The sequence below is a fragment of the Pseudidiomarina terrestris genome (assembly GCF_030466375.1).
GTDB lineage: Bacteria > Pseudomonadota > Gammaproteobacteria > Enterobacterales > Alteromonadaceae > Pseudidiomarina > Pseudidiomarina terrestris.
Genome location: NZ_JAGGJE010000005.1, coordinates 138,184 through 157,458, shown reverse-complemented (window position 1 = coordinate 157,458; position 19,275 = coordinate 138,184). Strand labels below are relative to the sequence as shown.

At 51.7% G+C, this 19,275-nt stretch carries 15 protein-coding genes and 2 tRNA genes; 7 read left to right on the top strand and 10 right to left on the bottom strand.

Translation table 11 applies throughout. The annotated features are described in order from the left end of the window. Positions 1–53: 53 nt before the first annotated feature. Positions 54–2,279 (bottom strand): NADP-dependent isocitrate dehydrogenase, encoded by a 2,226-nt coding sequence (locus J6J28_RS11390; protein WP_301721864.1) that lies wholly within the window; start codon positions 2,277–2,279, stop codon positions 54–56. 198 nt (positions 2,280–2,477) lie between these two features. On the opposite strand from J6J28_RS11390, the gene J6J28_RS11385 reads away from it, so the two are divergent. Beyond that, positions 2,478–2,966, top strand: coding sequence for a DUF2165 family protein (locus J6J28_RS11385; RefSeq protein ID WP_301721863.1), 489 nt, complete (start codon positions 2,478–2,480; stop codon positions 2,964–2,966). 58 nt (positions 2,967–3,024) lie between these two features. On the opposite strand, the gene J6J28_RS11380 is transcribed toward J6J28_RS11385, so the two are convergent. From J6J28_RS11380 to J6J28_RS11365, 4 genes are all read right to left on the bottom strand, one after another. Further along, positions 3,025–5,223: a M3 family metallopeptidase gene (locus J6J28_RS11380; protein WP_301721862.1), complete on the bottom strand. Its 2,199-nt coding sequence runs from the start codon at positions 5,221–5,223 to the stop codon at positions 3,025–3,027. Between the two features lie 144 nt (positions 5,224–5,367). Then, positions 5,368–5,715, bottom strand: coding sequence for a YkgJ family cysteine cluster protein (locus J6J28_RS11375; RefSeq protein ID WP_301721861.1), 348 nt, complete (start codon positions 5,713–5,715; stop codon positions 5,368–5,370). 34 nt (positions 5,716–5,749) lie between these two features. After that, positions 5,750–5,826, bottom strand: a tRNA-Asp gene (locus tag J6J28_RS11370). 25 nt (positions 5,827–5,851) lie between these two features. After that, a tRNA-Asp gene (locus J6J28_RS11365) sits at positions 5,852–5,928 on the bottom strand. 233 nt (positions 5,929–6,161) lie between these two features. On the opposite strand from J6J28_RS11365, the gene dnaQ reads away from it, so the two are divergent. Together dnaQ and rnhA are read left to right on the top strand one after the other, a co-directional pair. Next, positions 6,162–6,860, top strand: coding sequence for a DNA polymerase III subunit epsilon (gene dnaQ / locus J6J28_RS11360; RefSeq protein ID WP_301721858.1), 699 nt, complete (start codon positions 6,162–6,164; stop codon positions 6,858–6,860). Beyond that, positions 6,857–7,318, top strand: coding sequence for a ribonuclease HI (gene rnhA, locus J6J28_RS11355; RefSeq protein ID WP_301721856.1), 462 nt, complete (start codon positions 6,857–6,859; stop codon positions 7,316–7,318). Before dnaQ ends, rnhA begins: the two co-directional genes overlap by 4 nt. A gap of 18 nt (positions 7,319–7,336) precedes the next feature. Here rnhA and J6J28_RS11350 read toward each other — a convergent pair whose 3' ends face one another. Continuing rightward, positions 7,337–7,726 (bottom strand): rhodanese-like domain-containing protein, encoded by a 390-nt coding sequence (locus J6J28_RS11350; protein WP_301721854.1) that lies wholly within the window; start codon positions 7,724–7,726, stop codon positions 7,337–7,339. Further along, positions 7,726–8,475 carry a methyltransferase domain-containing protein gene (locus J6J28_RS11345; RefSeq protein WP_301721852.1) on the bottom strand — a complete coding sequence of 250 codons (750 nt, stop codon included), beginning with the start codon at positions 8,473–8,475 and terminating at the stop codon, positions 7,726–7,728. The genes J6J28_RS11350 and J6J28_RS11345 overlap by 1 nt, the downstream gene beginning before the upstream one ends. A 56-nt stretch (positions 8,476–8,531) precedes the next feature. On the opposite strand from J6J28_RS11345, the gene gloB reads away from it, so the two are divergent. Both gloB and J6J28_RS11335 read left to right on the top strand, forming a co-directional pair. Continuing rightward, positions 8,532–9,245 carry a hydroxyacylglutathione hydrolase gene (gene gloB, locus J6J28_RS11340; RefSeq protein WP_301721851.1) on the top strand — a complete coding sequence of 238 codons (714 nt, stop codon included), beginning with the start codon at positions 8,532–8,534 and terminating at the stop codon, positions 9,243–9,245. Positions 9,246–9,302: 57 nt separating this feature from the next. Next, on the top strand, positions 9,303–10,904 hold the full coding sequence (locus J6J28_RS11335) for a lytic transglycosylase (protein ID WP_301721841.1): 1,602 nt from the start codon (positions 9,303–9,305) through the stop codon (positions 10,902–10,904). On the opposite strand, the gene ligA is transcribed toward J6J28_RS11335, so the two are convergent. From ligA to smc, 3 genes are read right to left on the bottom strand one after another with little or no spacing between them, the layout of a single operon-like run. Further along, on the bottom strand, positions 10,901–12,916 hold the full coding sequence (ligA, locus tag J6J28_RS11330) for an NAD-dependent DNA ligase LigA (protein WP_301721840.1): 2,016 nt from the start codon (positions 12,914–12,916) through the stop codon (positions 10,901–10,903). The two genes, J6J28_RS11335 and ligA, sit on opposite strands and share 4 nt — an antisense overlap. A gap of 9 nt (positions 12,917–12,925) precedes the next feature. After that, complete coding sequence (gene zipA, locus J6J28_RS11325; protein WP_301721839.1) at positions 12,926–13,957, bottom strand: cell division protein ZipA; 1,032 nt, start codon at positions 13,955–13,957, stop codon at positions 12,926–12,928. Positions 13,958–14,000: 43 nt separating this feature from the next. Beyond that, positions 14,001–17,477, bottom strand: a complete 3,477-nt coding sequence (gene smc / locus J6J28_RS11320; protein ID WP_301721836.1) for a chromosome segregation protein SMC — start codon at positions 17,475–17,477, stop codon at positions 14,001–14,003. Positions 17,478–17,622: 145 nt separating this feature from the next. Here smc and cysZ point away from each other — a divergent pair, with 145 nt between their 5' ends. Beyond that, positions 17,623–18,363 carry a sulfate transporter CysZ gene (gene cysZ, locus J6J28_RS11315; RefSeq protein WP_301721835.1) on the top strand — a complete coding sequence of 247 codons (741 nt, stop codon included), beginning with the start codon at positions 17,623–17,625 and terminating at the stop codon, positions 18,361–18,363. Between the two features lie 61 nt (positions 18,364–18,424). Then, positions 18,425–19,243 (top strand): hypothetical protein, encoded by an 819-nt coding sequence (locus J6J28_RS11310; RefSeq protein WP_301721834.1) that lies wholly within the window; start codon positions 18,425–18,427, stop codon positions 19,241–19,243. The last annotated feature ends 32 nt before the right edge of the window (positions 19,244–19,275 follow it).

Below are 19,275 nucleotides of genomic sequence, written 5' to 3'. Positions count from 1 at the left end.
AACCGCGCGAGTTACCTCGGCGCGGTTTTTTATAAGGTTTCATCGACCTATTTTTAAAGGTTTTCTAAAGCTGCGTTCAGGGTTGCTGATGGACGCATGGCTGCCGAAACTAATTTACCATCTGGCTGATAGTAACCACCAATCTCGACACTGTTGCCCTGCACTGCGTTCAGCTCATTAACAATAGTACCTTCATTTTCGCTCATAAAGGTTGCCAGCTTGTTCATACGAGCTGCCAGGTCTTTGTCTTTGGTCTGCTCAGCTAGCGCTTCTGCCCAGTACAGCCCCAAATAAAAGTGGCTGCCGCGGTTGTCAATTTCACCTAATTTACGTGCGGGTGACTTATCGTTTTCCAGGAATTTGGCTGTGGCCTTGTCCAGTGCATCAGCAAGGATCTGAGCACGCTGATTGTCTGTACGTTGCGCCAGGTGCTCTAACGATGCCGCCAGGGCCAGGAATTCACCTAATGAATCCCAACGCAGGTAGTTCTCTTCGACAAACTGTTGCACGTGTTTCGGTGCAGAACCACCAGCACCCGTTTCGAATAAACCACCACCGTTCATCAGCGGCACGATAGACAGCATTTTTGCTGAGGTACCCAGTTCAAGAATCGGGAACAAATCAGTCAGGTAATCACGCAGTACGTTACCGGTGACCGAAATCGTGTCTTCACCTGCTTTCAGTCGCTGCAAGGTATGACGGGTCGCGTCAACCGGTGACATGATTTGCAGATCAAGACCATCGGTATCGTGATCCTGCAGATAAGTGTTCACCTTTTTGATCAATTCAGCGTCATGGGCACGGTTGGCATCCAGCCAGAATACCGCAGGCATACCACTCAGGCGTGAGCGGTTAACAGCCAATTTGACCCAATCACGGATAGGCTCGTCTTTGACCTGACACATGCGCCAGATATCACCTTTAGTAACCTCGTGCGAGAATACTTCCTCGCCAGCTTGGTTCAGTACTTTGACCATACCGTCAGCTGGAATTTCAAAGGTCTTATCATGTGAACCATATTCTTCGGCTTTTTGCGCCATCAGGCCAACGTTCGGGCAGGTCCCCATGGTCGCCGGATCGAACGCACCGTTCTCACGACAAAAGGTAATAGTTTCATCATAAACACCGGCGTAAGAACGATCAGGAATCATTGCACGGGTATCCTGACGTTCGTCGTTACGATTCCACATTTTACCTGAGTCACGAATCATCGCTGGCATAGAAGCATCGATGATGACATCACTAGGTACATGCAGGTTAGTAATACCTTTGTGCGAGTTGACCATCGCCAGGTCTGGCTGATCGTCGTAAACCGCCTGAATGTCCGCTTCAACTTCAGCACGTTTGTCGGCAGGCAGTTCTGCGATTTTAGCCAGCACGTCACCGAATCCATTGGTCGGGTCAACACCTAAATCATCGAACAGGTCAGCATGCTTATTGAATAGGTCTTTGAAGTAAACCTTCACCGCATGACCAAACATGATGGGGTCTGAAACCTTCATCATGGTCGCTTTTAAATGTAACGACAGCAGTACGCCCTCTTCTTTCGCTTTTGCGGTTTCACGAGCGAAGAAGTCCTGCAGTTTAGCGACGTCCATACGTGCAGCGTCAACCACTTCACCCGCCAGTACTTTGACCGAGTCTTTCAGTACAGTCTGGCCAGCAGGCGTGTTTAAAACAATTTTCAGGTCATCGGCAGCGGCAAAGGTGGTGGACTGCTCACTACCGTAAAAATCACCTTCGTCCATGTGTGCGACGCGGGTTTGCGAGTCTTTGCTCCACTTACCCATGCGGTGCGGGTGCTTCTTCGCATAGTTTTTCACTGATGCAGGAGCCCGGCGGTCTGAGTTACCTTCACGCAAGACCGGATTTACGGCAGAGCCTTTCACTTTGTCATAGCGCGACTTGATCTCACGCTCTTCATCCGATGCCGGCTCAAACGGGTAATCCGGAAGTTTATATCCCTGACTTTGCAGTTCCTTAATACAAGCGACCAGCTGCGGGATCGAGGCACTGATATTAGGTAGCTTGATGATGTTCGCTTCTGGTGTTTTGGCCAGTTCACCCAGCTCAGCCAGGGCATCATTGATGCGTTGGTCTTCGCTCAGGTACTCAGGGAACAGGGCGATCACACGACCCGCCAGCGAGATATCACGAGTTTCAACTGAGACGCCTGCAGCTTCGGTAAATGCGCGGATAATCGGCAAGAAGGAGTAGGTTGCCAAGCGCGGCGCTTCATCAGTTTCCGTATAAATAATCTTTGAACTATCAATCGCCATAGTCGTTCCTTACTAGGTTCGGAAAGGATTAGAAAAGTGGCGCGAAGTATAGCAAGGATGGGCAATATAGACCAGTCAGCCTAACTTAAATTCCACTATTCATGGCGTTTATTACTCTTCTTGTAAATTGACAGTTACCCGTTTGCAAACTAGGAATAAGTAACCGCGTGAAGGCGCATAATAATTAAGGAATGAGAAATGACATTGCGATGGATCAAAGTTCTTCTGGTACTCAGCATGGGGCTGATGTGCCTGTTCTATGCTTTGCAAAACATAGCAAATCTGGATGCAGTCTACTATTTTGTCGGCTCAGTGCTTACCATGGCTGATCACGAATACTATCCCAATACGTTCGCTTTTGCTGTTGAGGGGAATGGGCTCATCCAGGTCGCTTCCTGGATTATTATTTTACTCGAGGCGCTGGCCGGCTTATTGTTTCTGTTCGCGGCCTGGCTACTGATCAAGCAAATCAACTCCCCCGCCATTGTCTTTCAAAAAACCAAATCCATGACCTTTATCGCAGCGGGTGTTGCGACCTTAGTCTGGTTTGGCTTGTTTCATGTGCTCGGCGGTGCCTTCTTCCAAATGTGGCAAACACCTCTCGGCGATAGTGCCTTTAAAGGCTCCTTTACTTATTTCGCTTCAATATTGCTGATCACCTTTTTCGTCAATCTGCACGAAGACTAAAAAAAAAAGCAGGCACCAAGTGCCTGCTTTGTGAACCTAAACGCTTGGCGTTTTAGTTTTAGTCAATTTTTGGCGCAGTCAGACCACGACGTTCCAGCAAGGCGTCAACCGTTGGCTTTTGGCCACGGAAGTCGATGTACTGTTGCATCGGATCTTTACTGTTACCTTTGGACAGAATGGCATCACGGAATGCCTGACCGTTTTCAAGGGTAAGACCACCGTTCTCCTGCACGTACTTAAACGCATCAGCAGCAAGTACTTCTGACCACATATACGCGTAGTAACCCGCTGAGTAACCGCCAGCGAACACGTGGGCGAAGAAGTTCGAGCGATAACGTGGTGGTACCGCATCAACGTCAACACCGTTACGTACCAGTGCGCCTTCTTCAAACTGATTCACATCTTCGATGCTTGCTGCAGCTTCCTTGGTCAGAGTGTGATACTCAAGATCAAGTAATGCTGCGGCAATGTACTCGAGCGTGTCATAACCCATGTTGAAGTTTTTCGCAGCCATGACTTTGTCCAGCAATTCCTGTGGAATTTGCTCACCTGTTTCATGGTGTTTGGCCATGTTCGCAAGAACTTTCGGGTTCAGCGTCCAATCTTCCTGGAACGTCGATGGGAACTCAACATAGTCACGTGACACTGAGGTGCCAGCCAGTGACGGGTACATAACGTCAGAGAACATACCATGCAAAGCGTGGCCCATCTCATGGAACATTGTGCTCACTTCGTCAAAGCTTAACAGCGTTGGCTCACCGTCAGCGGCTTTAGTGATGTTCATGTTGTTCAGGATAACCGGCTTGGTGTCCATTAAGTGTGACTGTGAAACGAACGAGCTCATCCAGGCACCGCCACGTTTACCGTCACGGGTGAACCAGTCACCGTAAAACAATCCCAGGCTCTCACCATCAACATCTTTAACTTCATAAACGACAATATCGTCCGCGTAAGTCGGGATGTCGTCACGCTTTTCAAAGCTGATACCGAAGAGCTGGTTCATGGCATAGAATACGCCATCTTCAACAACGCGGTTGAACTCGAAGTATTGCTTCACTTCATTGGAGTCCATTGCGTATTTTTCTGCACGGACTTTTTCAGCATAAAATGCCCAGTCCCACGGCTCGACTTCAAACTCGCCGCCTTCAGCGTTAATCACATCCTGAATAGCGACCATTTCGCCTTTAACGTTGCTCACCACTGCAGGTACGAGGTCACGGAGCATGCTTTGCGCAGCTTCCGGAGCTGAGGCCATGCTGCGCTCAAGCACATAGGCACCCCAGTTTTCATAGCCTAATAATTCGGCTTTTTCAGCGCGTAATTCAGCAAGTTTTTTCACCAGTGGACGGTTATCCGTCGCGGTATTACCAGAACCACGAAGCGCAGACGCTTTCCAGACTTTCTCGCGCAGTTCACGATTCTCCAGTGACGACAAAATAGGCTGGCGAGTTGTGTTGGTTACTGTAATAACGTACTTACCTGGCATATCTTTGCTTTCTGCAGTACTGGCAAGGCGAGCAATTTGAGATTCAGTCAAACCTGCTAATTCCGCTTTATCTTCCACCACGACCATGTTCTCATCGACTAAGTTCATGAGGTTGTTACGGAATTCGGTGGTAACTGAAGACATCTCAGAGTTGATTTCGCGGATACGCGCCTGCTGATCATCGGACAGCTCAGCACCAGCGCGAACAAAGCCTTTATAGGTATCTTCTACTAAGCGCAAGGCTTCGCCTTCCAGCTGGTCGCGATTTTCATAAACGGTTTTTACCCGTGCGAACAAATCAGCGTTCAGATTGATGTTATCGCTATGCGCGGCAAACTTAGGCGCCATCTTCACTTGTAAGGCACGGAACTCATCGTTACCCGCTGAACCCGCAACGTTGCCAAATACCGCCGCAACACGGCCCAGTAACTGACCCGATTTTTCCATCGCTACGATAGTATTTTCAAAAGTCGCTGGCTCAGAATTTGCAGCAATGGCTTCGATTTCCTTAGCATGCTCTTCAATACCGGCAAGTAAGGCTGGCTCGTAATGAGCGAATTCAATTTTGGTGAAATCTGGAGCCTGAAACGGCAAGCTGCTCTCAGCATAGAATGGGTTGCTTTGGTTGAACTCAGCGGCTGCGCCTTGTTCGGTTGTTTGTTGAGTTTGCTCGGCGGCTTGTTCTGTCGCAGTCTGTGCTGCTTCTTTATCGCCACACGCAGCAACTGTGAGTGCTGCGCCGATAGCTACGGCAATGATGCTCTTACGCATTGGAGAATCTCCCTGTGGGTTCGTTGACCTACTACCTTAACAGATAGGGTTGGTTATTAACGCACAATAATGTAACCCTTGGTTACCGGGCACTCAAGAGCTTTTCGTAGCGTCAAACATGCGTTTGAACCTATTCTGACGAGCTTAAGCGACTTCTTTGACAGGGATCAGCGCCGCCAGACCATAATTTGCCCGAGCTTTGTCACAGTAAGGATTAGCAATTTCATCACCGGCCACAAACTCGCGACAGGGTGAAGGACGATTTTGATAAATGCGACATCCGACGTGTTTGCCGATCTCGCCTTCCAGCGCGACACAACGCGGTTGAGCCTGATTCGTGCCCTGCATGCAGAGTAGATGAGGATGGAAAATTTCGGTTAATTCTGAAGGAACGTAACCGGCAGGTGCGCCAGTGGCTTCACCCCAATAGAAAGACACGCGATAGAACGCGCAGCAAGCCCCACACGTCAAGCAGGCGGAAACCTTACTCATCGCGCAACACTCCAGAAGAAAAGTCTTATTGAAATGGCGGAGCGGACGGGACTCGAACCCGCGACCCCCGGCGTGACAGGCCGGTATTCTAACCAACTGAACTACCGCTCCGCAGCGGTCAATGCTTTCAGGAAAGTGGCGGAGCGGACGGGACTCGAACCCGCGACCCCCGGCGTGACAGGCCGGTATTCTAACCAACTGAACTACCGCTCCAGCTTCCTGATTCTGGGCTCCCCGGCTGGGTCCCCCTGAATGCGGAGCGAATATTACGAGGGCGGTCGCCCCTCGTCAACCTTTTTTTTGAAGTTTTGTTTTGTTTGCCTGAAAAACAATCAAATCGGCTTGTTTTCCTTACTTTTCCCCCTGTAGACCGATCGCAATTAGGTACGACTTGAGGTAATCTCCTTCAACACTACAGCGAATCACTACAAGGTTTTATCAGCGGCATGCGACAAATCGTACTAGATACTGAAACCACCGGCCTTGACCCTGCGCGCGGACACCGCATCATCGAGATTGGTGCGGTTGAGCTTATTGGTCGTAAGCTTACCGGCAATACCTTCCATGTCTACATCAATCCGCAGCGCGTGGTCGAGCAGGAAGCCATTGGCGTGCATGGTATCACCAATGAGTTCCTGCAAGATAAACCGGTGTTTGCTCAAATCGCAGACGAGTTTCTGGAGTTTATTAAGGGTGCTGAATTAGTCATTCACAACGCGCCTTTCGATGTCGGCTTTATGGACCATGAGTTCGCCCTCCTGCGCAATGGCACCGGCGCCACCCGCGATTACTGTGGTGTGCTGGATACCCTGTTGCTGGCGCGGGAAATGCGCCCAGGGCAGAAAAACAATCTGGATGCGCTTTGTCGGGCCTTTGGCATCGATAATTCTAATCGCACCTTTCACGGCGCGCTGCTCGATGCGGAACTACTGGCCGATGTTTACCTGATGATGACAGGTGGCCAGACCAAACTGGAGCTTGCCACGCAAAAACAGTCCCATCAACAAAACGGTCAGCAAGTGGACTGGCGGCCAGTGCAGGATAAACCCTCACTGCGGGTTATCAAGGCCTCGGCGGAGGAAGAACAAGCGCACCAGGAGCGACTTCAGCTTATCGACGCCCCACTCTGGCAGCAGCCCTCATGAAGCACGTACATATCTATACCGATGGTTCTTGTCTGGGAAACCCGGGGCCTGGCGGCTATGGTGCGGTCATTGAATATGGTGAGCATCGTAAGGAGCTTGCCGCGGGGTATCGTCTGACGACCAATAACCGGATGGAGATGCTGGCCGCAATTAAGGCACTTGAAGCCTTGAAGCATCCTTGTCAGGTCACCCTTACTTCAGACAGTCAGTACCTTAAACAGGGCATCGAAAGCTGGATTCATAACTGGAAACGTAACGGCTGGCGTACATCCAATCGTAAGCCGGTGAAAAATGCGGATCTTTGGCAGGCCTTGGACCAAGCGGTCCAGCGTCACAAGGTCAGTTGGGAGTGGGTGAAAGGCCATGCCGGCCACCCCCAGAACGAACGCTGTGATGAATTAGCGCGACAGGCAGCCAGCGGATCCAAGCTGAGCGAGGACACTGGCTACCAGCCTTAGCTGAGTGCGGATACTCGATTATTCGCCGGTCACTTGCGGGTATTTGCGTTCGTCCCATGCCTGCATGCCACCATCAACTGAGATCACTTTATCAAATCCCATGCGTTGCAGTGACTCGGCAGCCAGCGCTGAGCGCCCACCTGAACGACAAATCAAATACAATGGCTGCGCTGCAATACGCTGCAGTGCGTCATCGTAGCCAGCGACATCCGGATGTTGGTTCAGCTGCATTTCCAGCACGCCCCGGGGCATATTGACCGCTCCGCGAATATGACCTGCTGCATACTCACCGGGCTCCCGCACATCTATCACCCGGGCTCCCTCGGCGATTCGTTGTTGCAGGGTATCGACATCGACCTCGTCGACATTGCTCTTGGCTTTTGCGCATAATTGTTGTGGTGTTAGCATCAGTACTCCTTCGGTTGTGTTTGGTTCGCCAGGGGTGCAGTCTGCAAATTTGGCCGTACCTGGCGGTGTTTATGGCGCTCGCTTACTAACGTTAACGGAAATTCTCGTTTTTTAGCAACAACTAAATAAAGCGCCCCACTTTGCGGAATAAATTTATAAATGCGTTCCATCCCTGCTTGCAGGATTCCCCAGCGCTGCTGCAACAGGCTCGGCGCGAAATACTGCTGTACCGTGACCTCAAAATTCAGTAATGACAGCCAGTCTAACAACCGGGCTTTACTAAAGTAACGGCCCGACCAAGGGTAACGCTTCATATTGCCCGGCCATAATCCCGTTAACAGGTTTGGGCTAAAAGGATTAAAGCCCACGTAGATTAATTTACCATCGGCAATCAAACTGCGGCTTACATCCCTTAATACTTGATGGGGATCGCTTTCAAATTCAAGCTGCCCCACCATCAAAATCGAATCCAGCGCGTCCTCCGCGAACGGCCAGTCGGTGCTTTTCGCTTGTACCTGTACTTGCTCATGCAGTTGCTCCGCGACGCTGAACTGATGGGCAACGGCAAATTTAGGCAGTTCCAGTTCAGCTGTCAGACAGCCCACCCTGGCAAAATGGTACCCATACAACCGCTCACAGTGGGGCGCTAGCTCCTGCTCAGTCTGCGTCTTCAGCCATTGGCCGCAAGCTAACTGCTGCCAATGCTTCGGCGCTTTCACTGCCTGTTCACGAAATGCGGGTTTTAACATGTGCTCCGTTGACCTGTATACTGTTCGCACGCGAATGCAAAATGAATGAGTAAATTATGCTTATATCCCCGATCAGAGCCTTTGATGATAACTACATTTGGGCGATTCAGCCAGCCAAGGGGAAGCCTGCTGTTATTGTAGACCCCGGTGATGAAAAACCTGTGCTGGCGTGGCTGGAAAAGCACAATGTGCAACTGGCAAGTATCCTGATCACCCACCATCATTGGGATCATACCGACGGTCTGATGCCGTTGCTGGAGCACTACCAGGTGCCGGTATACGGCCCTGCGAATCCGAAAATAGAAGGTATCACTCATCCCGTTGCCGAAGGCAATACCTTCGTACCTGAGGGTCTTCAAAGCCGCTTTGAGGTGATTGAAACGCCCGGTCATACCCTCGACCATATCAGCTTTTACACCCCGGGCCTGCTGTTTTGCGGCGATACCCTGTTCAGCGCTGGCTGCGGACGTATGTTTGAGGGCACAGCACCACAATTTTACACGTCTTTACGCAAACTGGCAGAACTTCCGGCAACAACCGCCGTCTACTGTACCCATGAGTATACTGCCGCCAACTTGCGTTTCGCAGCCGCTGCCGAACCTGATAACAAGGCTATCGAGCAAGCTCAACGGGACGTCGCCGCCCGGCGTGAGGACGACCAGCCCTCTTTGCCGTCGAGCATAGCGCGGGAGCTCGAAATTAACCCCTTTTTACATGCCCGGGATCCTGACGAGTTCGCACGATTAAGGCAGTGGAAAGATAAGTTTTAAACCCGTACACTGCTGTGCAGAACGTCGCAGAGATTGTATATATAGGAACAGGTTCACATGAAGAATTGGGTAGTGCTGACCATGAGTGCGTTGGCTCTGGCTGGCTGTCAGTCGACACCGACCGAGCAGCAGACAACAAAAATAGAAACAAAACAGGAAGATAAAATCTCGCCAGCACCCCAGATTGATACCACGCCCGAGCGAGTTTTGTTAAGTCCACAACTGATCGCTGCCGAGCCTGTTATCGAGGAGCTGACACCACAGCAGGAAGCTGACGTCTGGGAACGTATCCGGCGCCAGCTGAGCATGCCCGTTCCTGATGAAGCCCGGATTACGGCGCAGCGGAATTATTACCTCAAGCATCCCGCTTATATGAATCGGGTGGCCGAGCGTGCTGCACCTTTTATGCACCTCATCGTGGCCGAGATAGAACGCCGTGGATTGCCTTTAGAGCTGGCTCTGTTGCCCATCGTTGAAAGCGCATTTGACCCATTTGCTTACTCCCATGGGCAAGCCGCAGGGGTGTGGCAGTTTATTCCGGGAACTGCGCGACAGTATGGCCTTGATATTAACTGGTGGTACGACGGTCGGCGCGATGTTTATGCCTCAACCCATGCTGCATTAGACTATCTCACCGACTTAAATAGTCGCTTTGATGACTGGTTGCACGCGCTCGCTGCTTATAACTCAGGCGGTGGCCGGGTCAACTCAGCTATTCGTAAAAATAAACGTCAAGGTAAAGCCACAGACTTCTGGTCCCTTGATTTGCCGCGGGAAACCCGTGCTTATGTACCAAAACTTCTCGCTTTGGCGGACATTCTGAAAAATCAGGACACCTATCAGGTCAGTTGGTTACCGATCCCAAACCAACCCTACCTGGAAGTGATTGAAACCGAAGCCCAAATTGATTTAGCGCTGGCTGCAGAGAAATCCGGGCTTAAGCTTGATCAATTGCACCACTACAACTCTGGCTACAATCGCTGGGCTACTGACCCCGAGGGGCCACATCGCCTGTTACTGCCACGGGAAAATGCGCAACAACTTAAGCACTGGTTAGCAACTGCCGACAGCAAAGACCTGGTCCGGTGGACCCGGCACAAAGTGCAGTCAGGAGAGAGCCTGATTGTCATCGCCAAGCAGTACCAGACGACCACACAAGCTATTCAGCAAGCCAATTCGATACGTGGCCACCTGATCCGTGCGGGGGATTACTTATTAATTCCAGCTGCCTCACGCGATCTGAAGGAGTATAATCTCTCCGCAGATCAGCGCTTGTCGGCGACCCAATCGCAACAACGTGGGTCTTACAAAATCACGCACGAAATCGCCACAGGCGATACCTTCTGGGATTTAAGTCGCAAATATAACGTCAACTTACGCCAACTTGCCAAATGGAATGGCATGGCTCCTACAGACCCTTTGCGACCAGGCCGGGAGCTGGTGGTATGGCTGACCGATGACAGTCAGCCAAGCGGTGTTACCCGGAGTATTCACTATCGGGTTCGCTCAGGAGATTCGCTAGCACGAATTGCACAGAAGTTTAACGTGCGAATCGGTGACATTGAGAAGTGGAACCAGATTACCAGAACCAAGTACTTGCAACCTGGTCAGCGCCTCAAACTTATTGTCGACGTGACCAGGTTAGGTGCTGACTCTTAACTTGTAATCAGCGCTTGCAGATCGTCTTCGCTGAGCACTGGAACACCCAGTTGCTCAGCTTTACTAAGCTTAGAGCCGGCATTTTCACCGGCGATGACAGCTGTGGTCTTCTTCGATACGCTGCCACTGACCTTAGCGCCCCGTGCTTGCAGTGCTTGTTTGGCTTCATCACGCGTCATTTGCGTGAGTGTACCTGTCAGCACGTAGGTATTGCCGGCCAGCGTTGCTTCACTGGCAGCCAGTTTTTCTATCGCCGGCCAATGAATACCTAATTCGAGCAACTCCCGCACGACGTCCTGGTTGTGAGCTTCGCGAAAGAACTGATAGATATGACTGGCGACAACTTTACCCACGTCATCAACTTCCTCAAGCTGGTCCTGAGAAGCCTCCTGTAGCGCGTCTAAAGAACCGAAATGACTGGCCAGATTCGCAGCTGTCGCCTCGCCAACTTCACGTATGCCCAGCGCGTAGAGAAATTTAGGCAAGGTTGTTTCCTTGCTGGCAGTGATCGCCGCAACAATGTTCTCGGCTGACTTCTCACCCATGCGCGGTAACATTGCTAGCTCGCGCGCCTTTAGTCGATAAAGGTCGGCCGGTGATTTTAACCATTCACGCTCAACCAGTAATTCAAGCAATTTATCGCCGAGACCATCAATATCCATGGCTTTACGTGAGGCAAAGTGCTTGAGAGCTTCTTTACGTTGAGCGCCGCAGATAAGGCCGCCTGTGCAACGGGCCACCGCCTCGCCTTCAGCCCGTTCAATGTTTGACCCACACACCGGGCAACAGCTCGGAAATTCGATAGCTTGGGCATCTTCCGGACGGCGCTCGGTGACGACATTAACGACTTGTGGGATGACATCTCCGGCGCGGCGGATAATCACCGTGTCGCCCAGTTTAATATCCAGTCGCGCAATCTCATCGGCATTATGCAAGGTAGCATTGGAAACGGTCACACCAGCGACTGCTACCGGCTCAAGCCGCGCCACTGGTGTAATAGCACCGGTTCTGCCGACCTGGAAGTCGACACCATGAATCACCGTCATTTCCTCTTGTGCAGGAAATTTCCAGGCGATCGCCCAACGTGGCGCACGGGAGACAAATCCCAGATCCTGTTGCTGCTTGATAGCATCCACTTTTAATACGATACCGTCGATTTCGTAGCGCAAATCATGACGGCGTTCGAGGATGTCAGCGTAATACGTCAGACAACCTGCGGAGCTCTCAACTTGTTTAACCTCTGCACTGACCGGCAAGCCCCAGTCCGCCAATTGCTGCAACCGCTCATAATGAGAGTCCGCCAGTTCTGCATCAGCGCTCACCACGCCCATGCTATAGGCATAAAAATGTAAAGGCCGCTGCGCTGTGATCCGTGAATCCAGTTGACGCAGACTGCCAGCCGCAGCATTGCGCGGATTGGCAAAGGTTTTCTCGCCTCGAGCCAGCGCTTTTTCGTTAAACTCCGCAAACGCTTGCAGGGGCATAAAAACTTCGCCACGCACCTCCATACGCTCGGGAAAATTACCGTGTAGCTGCAGCGGTAAGTTGCGAATCGTTCGCACGTTAGCAGTAATGGCTTCGCCTGTTTGCCCATCGCCCCGGGTCGCCCCCTGTACCAACTGACCATTCTCGTACAACAAGCTGACAGCGGCACCGTCTAGCTTTGGCTCACAGCAATACGCAATCTCTGAGCCACTGTCCAGGCGCTCTTCCACTCGGCTGGCAAATGCTTCAAACTCACTTTGTTCAAACGCGTTGTCCAGCGACAACATCGGCATTTCGTGACGCACTTGTGAAAAAGCTGAAACCGGCCGGCTGCCGACTTTTTGGGTAGGCGAATACTCACTTTGGAGCTCGGGATGTTGCCGTTCCAGTTCCTGCAATTCGCGAAAGAGTCGATCGTATTCAGCATCGGGCACTGAAGGCTCATCGAGTTCGTAGTATTCCTGATTATAACGGGTAATGAGCGTGCGTAGACGTTCTACGCGCTGGCTAACATCTGTGTCTGTCATAGCGTTTTGTTACTGCCGAATAAGTCGTTTACGTTCGTATTCACGAATGTTCTGATGAATATGTTGCACTGCCTGACGGGTCAACGGATTGCGATTCTCATCCAACACCTGGCCGCCATCAACTGCTGCGGCGAGCTTCTCTGCCGCGTTTTGCATCATGGTAAAGGCTTTTGTTGAATTACTTTTTATGGGTAATGCCAGAAATAATGCGACCCCTTTGGTTTCAAATTGCTCCATCGCATCAATATCAAAAGTGCCAGGATTAAACATGTTCGCCAAACTAAACAGCACAGGTCCCTGACCTGCGGTATCAACGTGACGATGAAAAATATCGAACTCACCGTATTTAAAGCCAAGTTCAGTCATTTGCTGCAATAACACTGGTCCGGTGATATGACCCATGACATGTAAAGCAATCACCAGATCGGGTGCTTGTGTCAACGCGGGTTCATCTCCTGGCTCTAACTCGAGTTCCATACTTTGCTGCGCGGGCTGGGATGGTTCCGGCTTATTCCGCACTGAGGCCGCTTTTGGCTTAGCTTTTTGTTTTGCGGGCTGTTGCTGTTCAGCCTGTTTCAGCTCATCGGGCTCTGCCGCCAGCGATGGCAAATCAAGTTCACCTTCATCGTCCATCGCCCGAATCGGCTTACTCCGTGGTGTTAACTCTTCAGCGTCCACTTGCGTGGGCTGTTGCGCTGCTTGCGCACCAGCTTCATTTTGCGTGCGTCCAACCACTTCTCGCGGTTCTGTTGATTGCTGGGTTCGAGCAACGTGACTACCGTCAGCCGAACGACGCGCTGCTGCTCCTGCCGGACGCTCCTGCGCGCGCTCAGAGGCGCGCTTAATCACGCGCACTTCACCGATGCCATCGTCATCAAAGCCCTGACCTGGCTGCGACTGCTGTTGGCGTTTACGCTCAAGCTCAAGTTCGCGTGCCTGGGCACGACGTTCATTACGACGTATATTCCACATACCGTGGCCAATAATCAGGCCAATCAGTAGCAGACCGATTACGCTAAAAACAATTTGCATGGTACTCATTGCCGGCTTTCCATGATCTGTGATTACCCTATAGTTCTTGTTTTTAAGAGGCTTCTGTTAGTGCGACGGCTTCGTCAACATCAACCGCTACCAAACGCGAGACGCCCGGCTCTTGCATGGTTACCCCCGCCAGGTGAGAGGCCATTTCCATCGCTACTTTATTATGACTGATGTAGATGAACTGAACCGTTTGTGACATCTCTTCCACCAATCGGCAAAATCGTCCAACGTTGGCATCATCAAGTGGCGCATCAACCTCATCCAGCAAACAAAATGGCGCTGGATTGAGCCTGAAGATCGCAAAGACTAATGATAAAGCCGTCAGCGCTTTTTCACCACCCGATAACAAGTGAATTGTACTATTTTTCTTGCCCGGTGGGCGCGCCATAATGGCTACACCTGTTTCGAGCAGGTCATCTTCAGTAAGTTCCAAATAGGCACTGCCACCACCAAATACTTTTGGAAATAACTCCTGTAAACCATTATTCACTGCATCAAAGGTGGTTTTGAAGCGCTGCCGGGTTTCCCGGTCAATCTTGCGTATGGCTGAATCTAACGTCTCCAGACTCGAACTTAAATCCTCATGCTGCTGATCTAAATAGGCTTTTCTCTCGCCTAAGGTATCAGCCTCTTCGATAGCCGCCAGGTTAATTGCGCCCAGACGTGAAATAGCACTTTGCAGGCGGTCAACTTCCGCTTGCCAGGCGCGTTCGTTGGCATCTTCTGGCAACTGCTCCAATACCGGTTTCAGGGGCTGCTGCATCTCGTCTAGCACATTAAGAACGTTGCGGCTGCGCTCTTGCAGTGCAGCCAACTCCATCTGCGTACTTTGCAGTTGCTGTCGGGCTTTTTCAATCCGGCTTTCAACACCTTTGGCGCCCCTGCTGACCTCATGCAATTGCTGTTCAACCTCAGCAAGTTTATTGGCCCACTCGCGGCGTTGTTCATCCACGCGTTCACGTTGCAGCAGGAGCTCTTCAAGCTGCAAAGCCTGAACTTCCAACTCTTCCTGTTGCTCAGTATCGGGATCAGCCAGCAGCTGCAACTGCTCCTGTGCCTGATGCTGTTGTTGCTGCAGCCGTTGCAACAGTGTCTGCGTATGCTGCAACTGGCTGCGCACTTGCTCGAACTGCAGTTTCTTATCCTGCAATCGTTGTTGTTGCTGCTGCAGAGCATCTCGCAACAGGCCCCGCTCAGCTTGCAATTGTTCACGCTTTTCCTGCCACTGCACGTCACCCTGTGTGTCGTGCTGCTGCGCTTCGAAAGCGACCACCTGCATAGCAATTTCTTCCTGCTGCAGTGCCAACTCTTCGCTCTGTTCGGCCAGCTCAGACTGGCGCTGTTTCAGTGCGCCAAGTTTTTGTTCGAGCTCCTGCTGCTGCCGCGCTTGCCACTGCTGTTTTTCGCGCCAGGTGGAAAGTTCTGCCTGACATTGGCCATGATGCTCGCGCTGCTGTTGCAACGAAGCTTCCAGTTCCTGCCGCTGTCCTTTCTGTAGGGTTAAAGCTTGTTCCAGTTGCGTTAACTCTGTCGCAACTCGCGCCAGCGTCTCATCAAGCTGCATCAGTTCCTGTTGCTGCAACAGCTGACTGTCCGCCGCATCAATCTGAGAAGCTTGATATCCCGCTGCAGACCACATCTCCCCGGCCGCCGTTAAAGCGCATTGCCAGCCCGGTTCAGCGAGCTTGAGTTGGGCCTCAGCGGCATCTTTGACCAAGGCCACCTGCTGCAACCACGGCCAGTGTCGTAAAGGTCCCTGCATCAAGCTCGCCAGGCTTCTTGCCGGAGCATCGTCAGCCGTTAATACTACCAATCTCGTGCCTAGCTGCTCTGGCCAGGACGAGGGCTTGGTCGCCACCACATAAGCATCCAGCCAGGCTCCCAGCAACTGTTCTGCGGCAAAACGCCAAGTGTCATCGAGTATCATCGCCTCGCGAACCTGGCCATGGTGCTCGATCCGCTGCTCGGCGAGCCAGCCACCTACTGCCTGCGGCCAGTCACTCGCCTGAGAAGCCTCTAACAGGGTTTGCAGCGAGCTCTGACGTCCCATCAATTGCTGCTGCTGTTGTCGCTGCTGCGTTAAATCCTGTTCTGTCTGCTGACGTTCTTCGCGCAACTGCTGCTGCTGTTGAGCGAGCTCCTGCAAGTGCTGTTCGCTGCTTGCCAGAGCGGCGGCAGCATCTTCCAGCCCGCTCTCAGCTGCATCAGCTTGAATCGTAGTCAGTTCCTGCTGCAGTTGTGTCTGTTGTTGCTGCAGCTCCTGTTGCTGCTGCTGATTACGCTGCACCTGGTCGGCCACACGCTCCTGTTGCAGTTGCAGTTGTTGCCCTCGTTCCCGCTGATGCTGTTGCGCCGTGATATGCGCCTGATAATCATTTTGTAACTGCAGCCAAGCCTCTTCGTGAGCATCAAATTGCTGCTGTGCTTGCTCCGCCGTAACCGCCGCTTCGTCGAGCTCCGGCTGTAACTGCTCAAGCTGCAATTGCAGCTCCTCCTGCTGAGCCAGGTCACGCTGGCAGGTGTCGTTGAGTTGCTCCAGCTCGACCTGTAATTGCTGCTGACGTTGCTGACGTTGCTGCAGTTGCTGACGGGCGCTCTGTAGCTGGTGTTCGGTGCGGGTGATCTCGTTACCTAACTGGTAGAACTGGTGCTGAATCTCATCGAGTTTAGCTTTGGTTTCCGCAGCCTGTTCACGTAACTCCAGAGAGCCGCGCTCACTGCCGCGTTGTTCAGCGATCCAGCGTTCCAGCTCTGCTTCGTGCTCGCGAACAGTCTGGCGCAGGCGCTCGGCCTGCTGTTCATGCGCAAGCCATTTCAAAGCCTGCAGCTCGCCTTTATACTTCCGCTCTTGCTGCTTGAGGTCTTTGTAACGCCGCGCGGCGGCCGCCTGACGTTGTAGTTTTTCAAGTTGCGAACCGAGCTCATCACGCACATCGCTCAGGCGCTCAAGGTTATCCCGCGTATGTTGCATACGATTTTCGGTTTCCCGGCGCCGTTCTTTGTATTTTGAAATACCTGCAGCTTCCTCAATGAACACCCGTAGCTCTTGTGGCTTAGACTCTATCAGGCGTGAGATCATGCCTTGCTCGATGATGGCATAGCTGCGCGGACCCAGCCCCGTCCCCAAAAATAAATCCGTAATGTCGCGGCGACGACATTTACTAGAATTCAGGAAGTAGTCCGAGCGGCCATCGCGGGTGACCAAGCGTTTCACGGAGATCTCAGCGTAATTCGCGTACTCTCCCTGAATGCGACCATCGGAATTATCAAACACCAGTTCCACGCTGGCTTGCGAAACCGGCTTTCTGGCACCAGAACCGTTAAAAATGACGTCAGTCATGGCATCGCCACGCAGGTTTTTCGCCGAGCTTTCTCCAAGCACCCAGCGCACCGCATCTATCACGTTTGATTTGCCACAGCCGTTCGGCCCGACCACGCAGGTCATCTGGTGGGGGAAAGGCACTTTGGTCGCATCGACAAAGGATTTAAAACCAGCAAGTTTGATGTGTTTTAGGCGCATTCGGTCTGCAGCTGCATTGTTATCGTTGTCCGTTCATAATGCTAGATTTTGTAACATTTTCAAGGGTAGGTTAACTAGTATAAGCACGTATACTAAGTAAAGCTTTAGCAAATACAGACTTGCTCAACATCCAGAGGAGTAAAGAATGCCCCAACCAGCCTACAGTGACATTGGCGCAAGCTACGTTGCACGTGGTTTTGAGCTCGCATTTCAAAAAGGCGTGCGGCGCTATGCAATCATTCCGTTGAGTATTAATATTGTACTTTTTAGCATCGCGATTTATTTCATCTTTCACTATACCGCGATTTGGGTTGCTGATTTAGTCGCCTGGTTGCCGGAGTGGCTGCGCTGGCTAGAAGTTGTGGTCTGGCCGTTGATTATTATTGGCGTACTACTACTGTTCGCACTGACCTTTACCAGTGTCGCCAATATCATCGCTTCGCCTTTTAACAGCCTGCTCGCTGAAAAGGTGGAAGAACGACTTACCGGTATTCGCGCGCCAGGCGGCGGTGTGGCGGGCATGATAAAAGATATCCCACGTACCTTTGGCCGCGAAATGCAAAAGTTAGTTTATTTTATTCCGCGTACGCTGGGTTTCCTGCTGTTGCTATTGTTCTTGCCGGTGATCGGCCAGATTCTCTGGCTGCTCTGGGGGGGATGGATGATGACCATTCAATATGCAGACTATGCTTTTGATAACCACAAAATTCCGTTCCGGACCATGCGCTCCAGCTTGCACACCCATCAGGGCAAGAGCCTGACTTTTGGTGTTGTTGTCGCATTCCTGGCCTCCATTCCAGTGGTTAACCTTATTATGATTCCGGTTGCTGTTTGTGGCTCTACCGCGATGTGGGTAGATCATATGCGTGGCCAAAATTTACCCTAGCGCAACCGCCTGGCAATGGTTATGATGGTTAACATTCTGTTAGCTACTCAGGTTATTCAAGGTGGGTAAACTTCGCCATTACGCAGTTACATTGCTCTTGGTTTGCGGTCTCGGACCAAGCCTTCACGCCAGTGATGCTGATATCATCTGGGGCGTAAACAGTGCGCCTCCGTTTCACGTCGTTGAAGGGTATTTCGCCAAACAAGGTGTTTGTGATGCCATGGTCGAAGCTTTTCAGCGCGCTCTGCCTGATACCGATCAGCGCATCAGCCGTTATCCAGCCGGACGTATCGCCGCGTTGATCCGGCAAGGGGGAGATATTTGCTATCCCTGCGTGATTCGGCTCGAGCAGGATACCGACGTAGCATACTTCTCCGACACAATTTTGGAATATCCAGCGCATGGCATTATCACTCGCCCCGAACTGGCACAAACCTTCACCGAAAGGTTTGGCAATCCTGTCGATTTTGTCGAATTGCTTAAGACTGGCGACTATCGTTTCGGGCAGCCCTTAGGACGCCGTTACGGCACCTTGCAACCTTATATTGAACGGTTTTTGCATAATACCTCGCGCTTTAGCGAGATCTCTGGCGCTGATGCAAACGCCAACATGCTGGCGATGGTGAATGCATCGCGAATTGATTTCGTCGTCGACTACCCAATGCTGCTGAACTATCACAACCAAATACTTCCTATCGAATTGGTTTTTCTGCCGATTAAAGAGAACTATGGCGAGATAGTTGAAGGCGCCGTGGGCTGCCCTGCAACGCCTTGGGGTAAGCGCGCCATTGAGTTGATTAACAGCGCGATTCCTGAGGTGATACAAGATCCCAAGTTTGTTCGTGCAAAAGATCGTTGGCTTCTGCCGCAGAACCCGTAAAATAGACGGATTACTGTGCATCTGGCACCTCT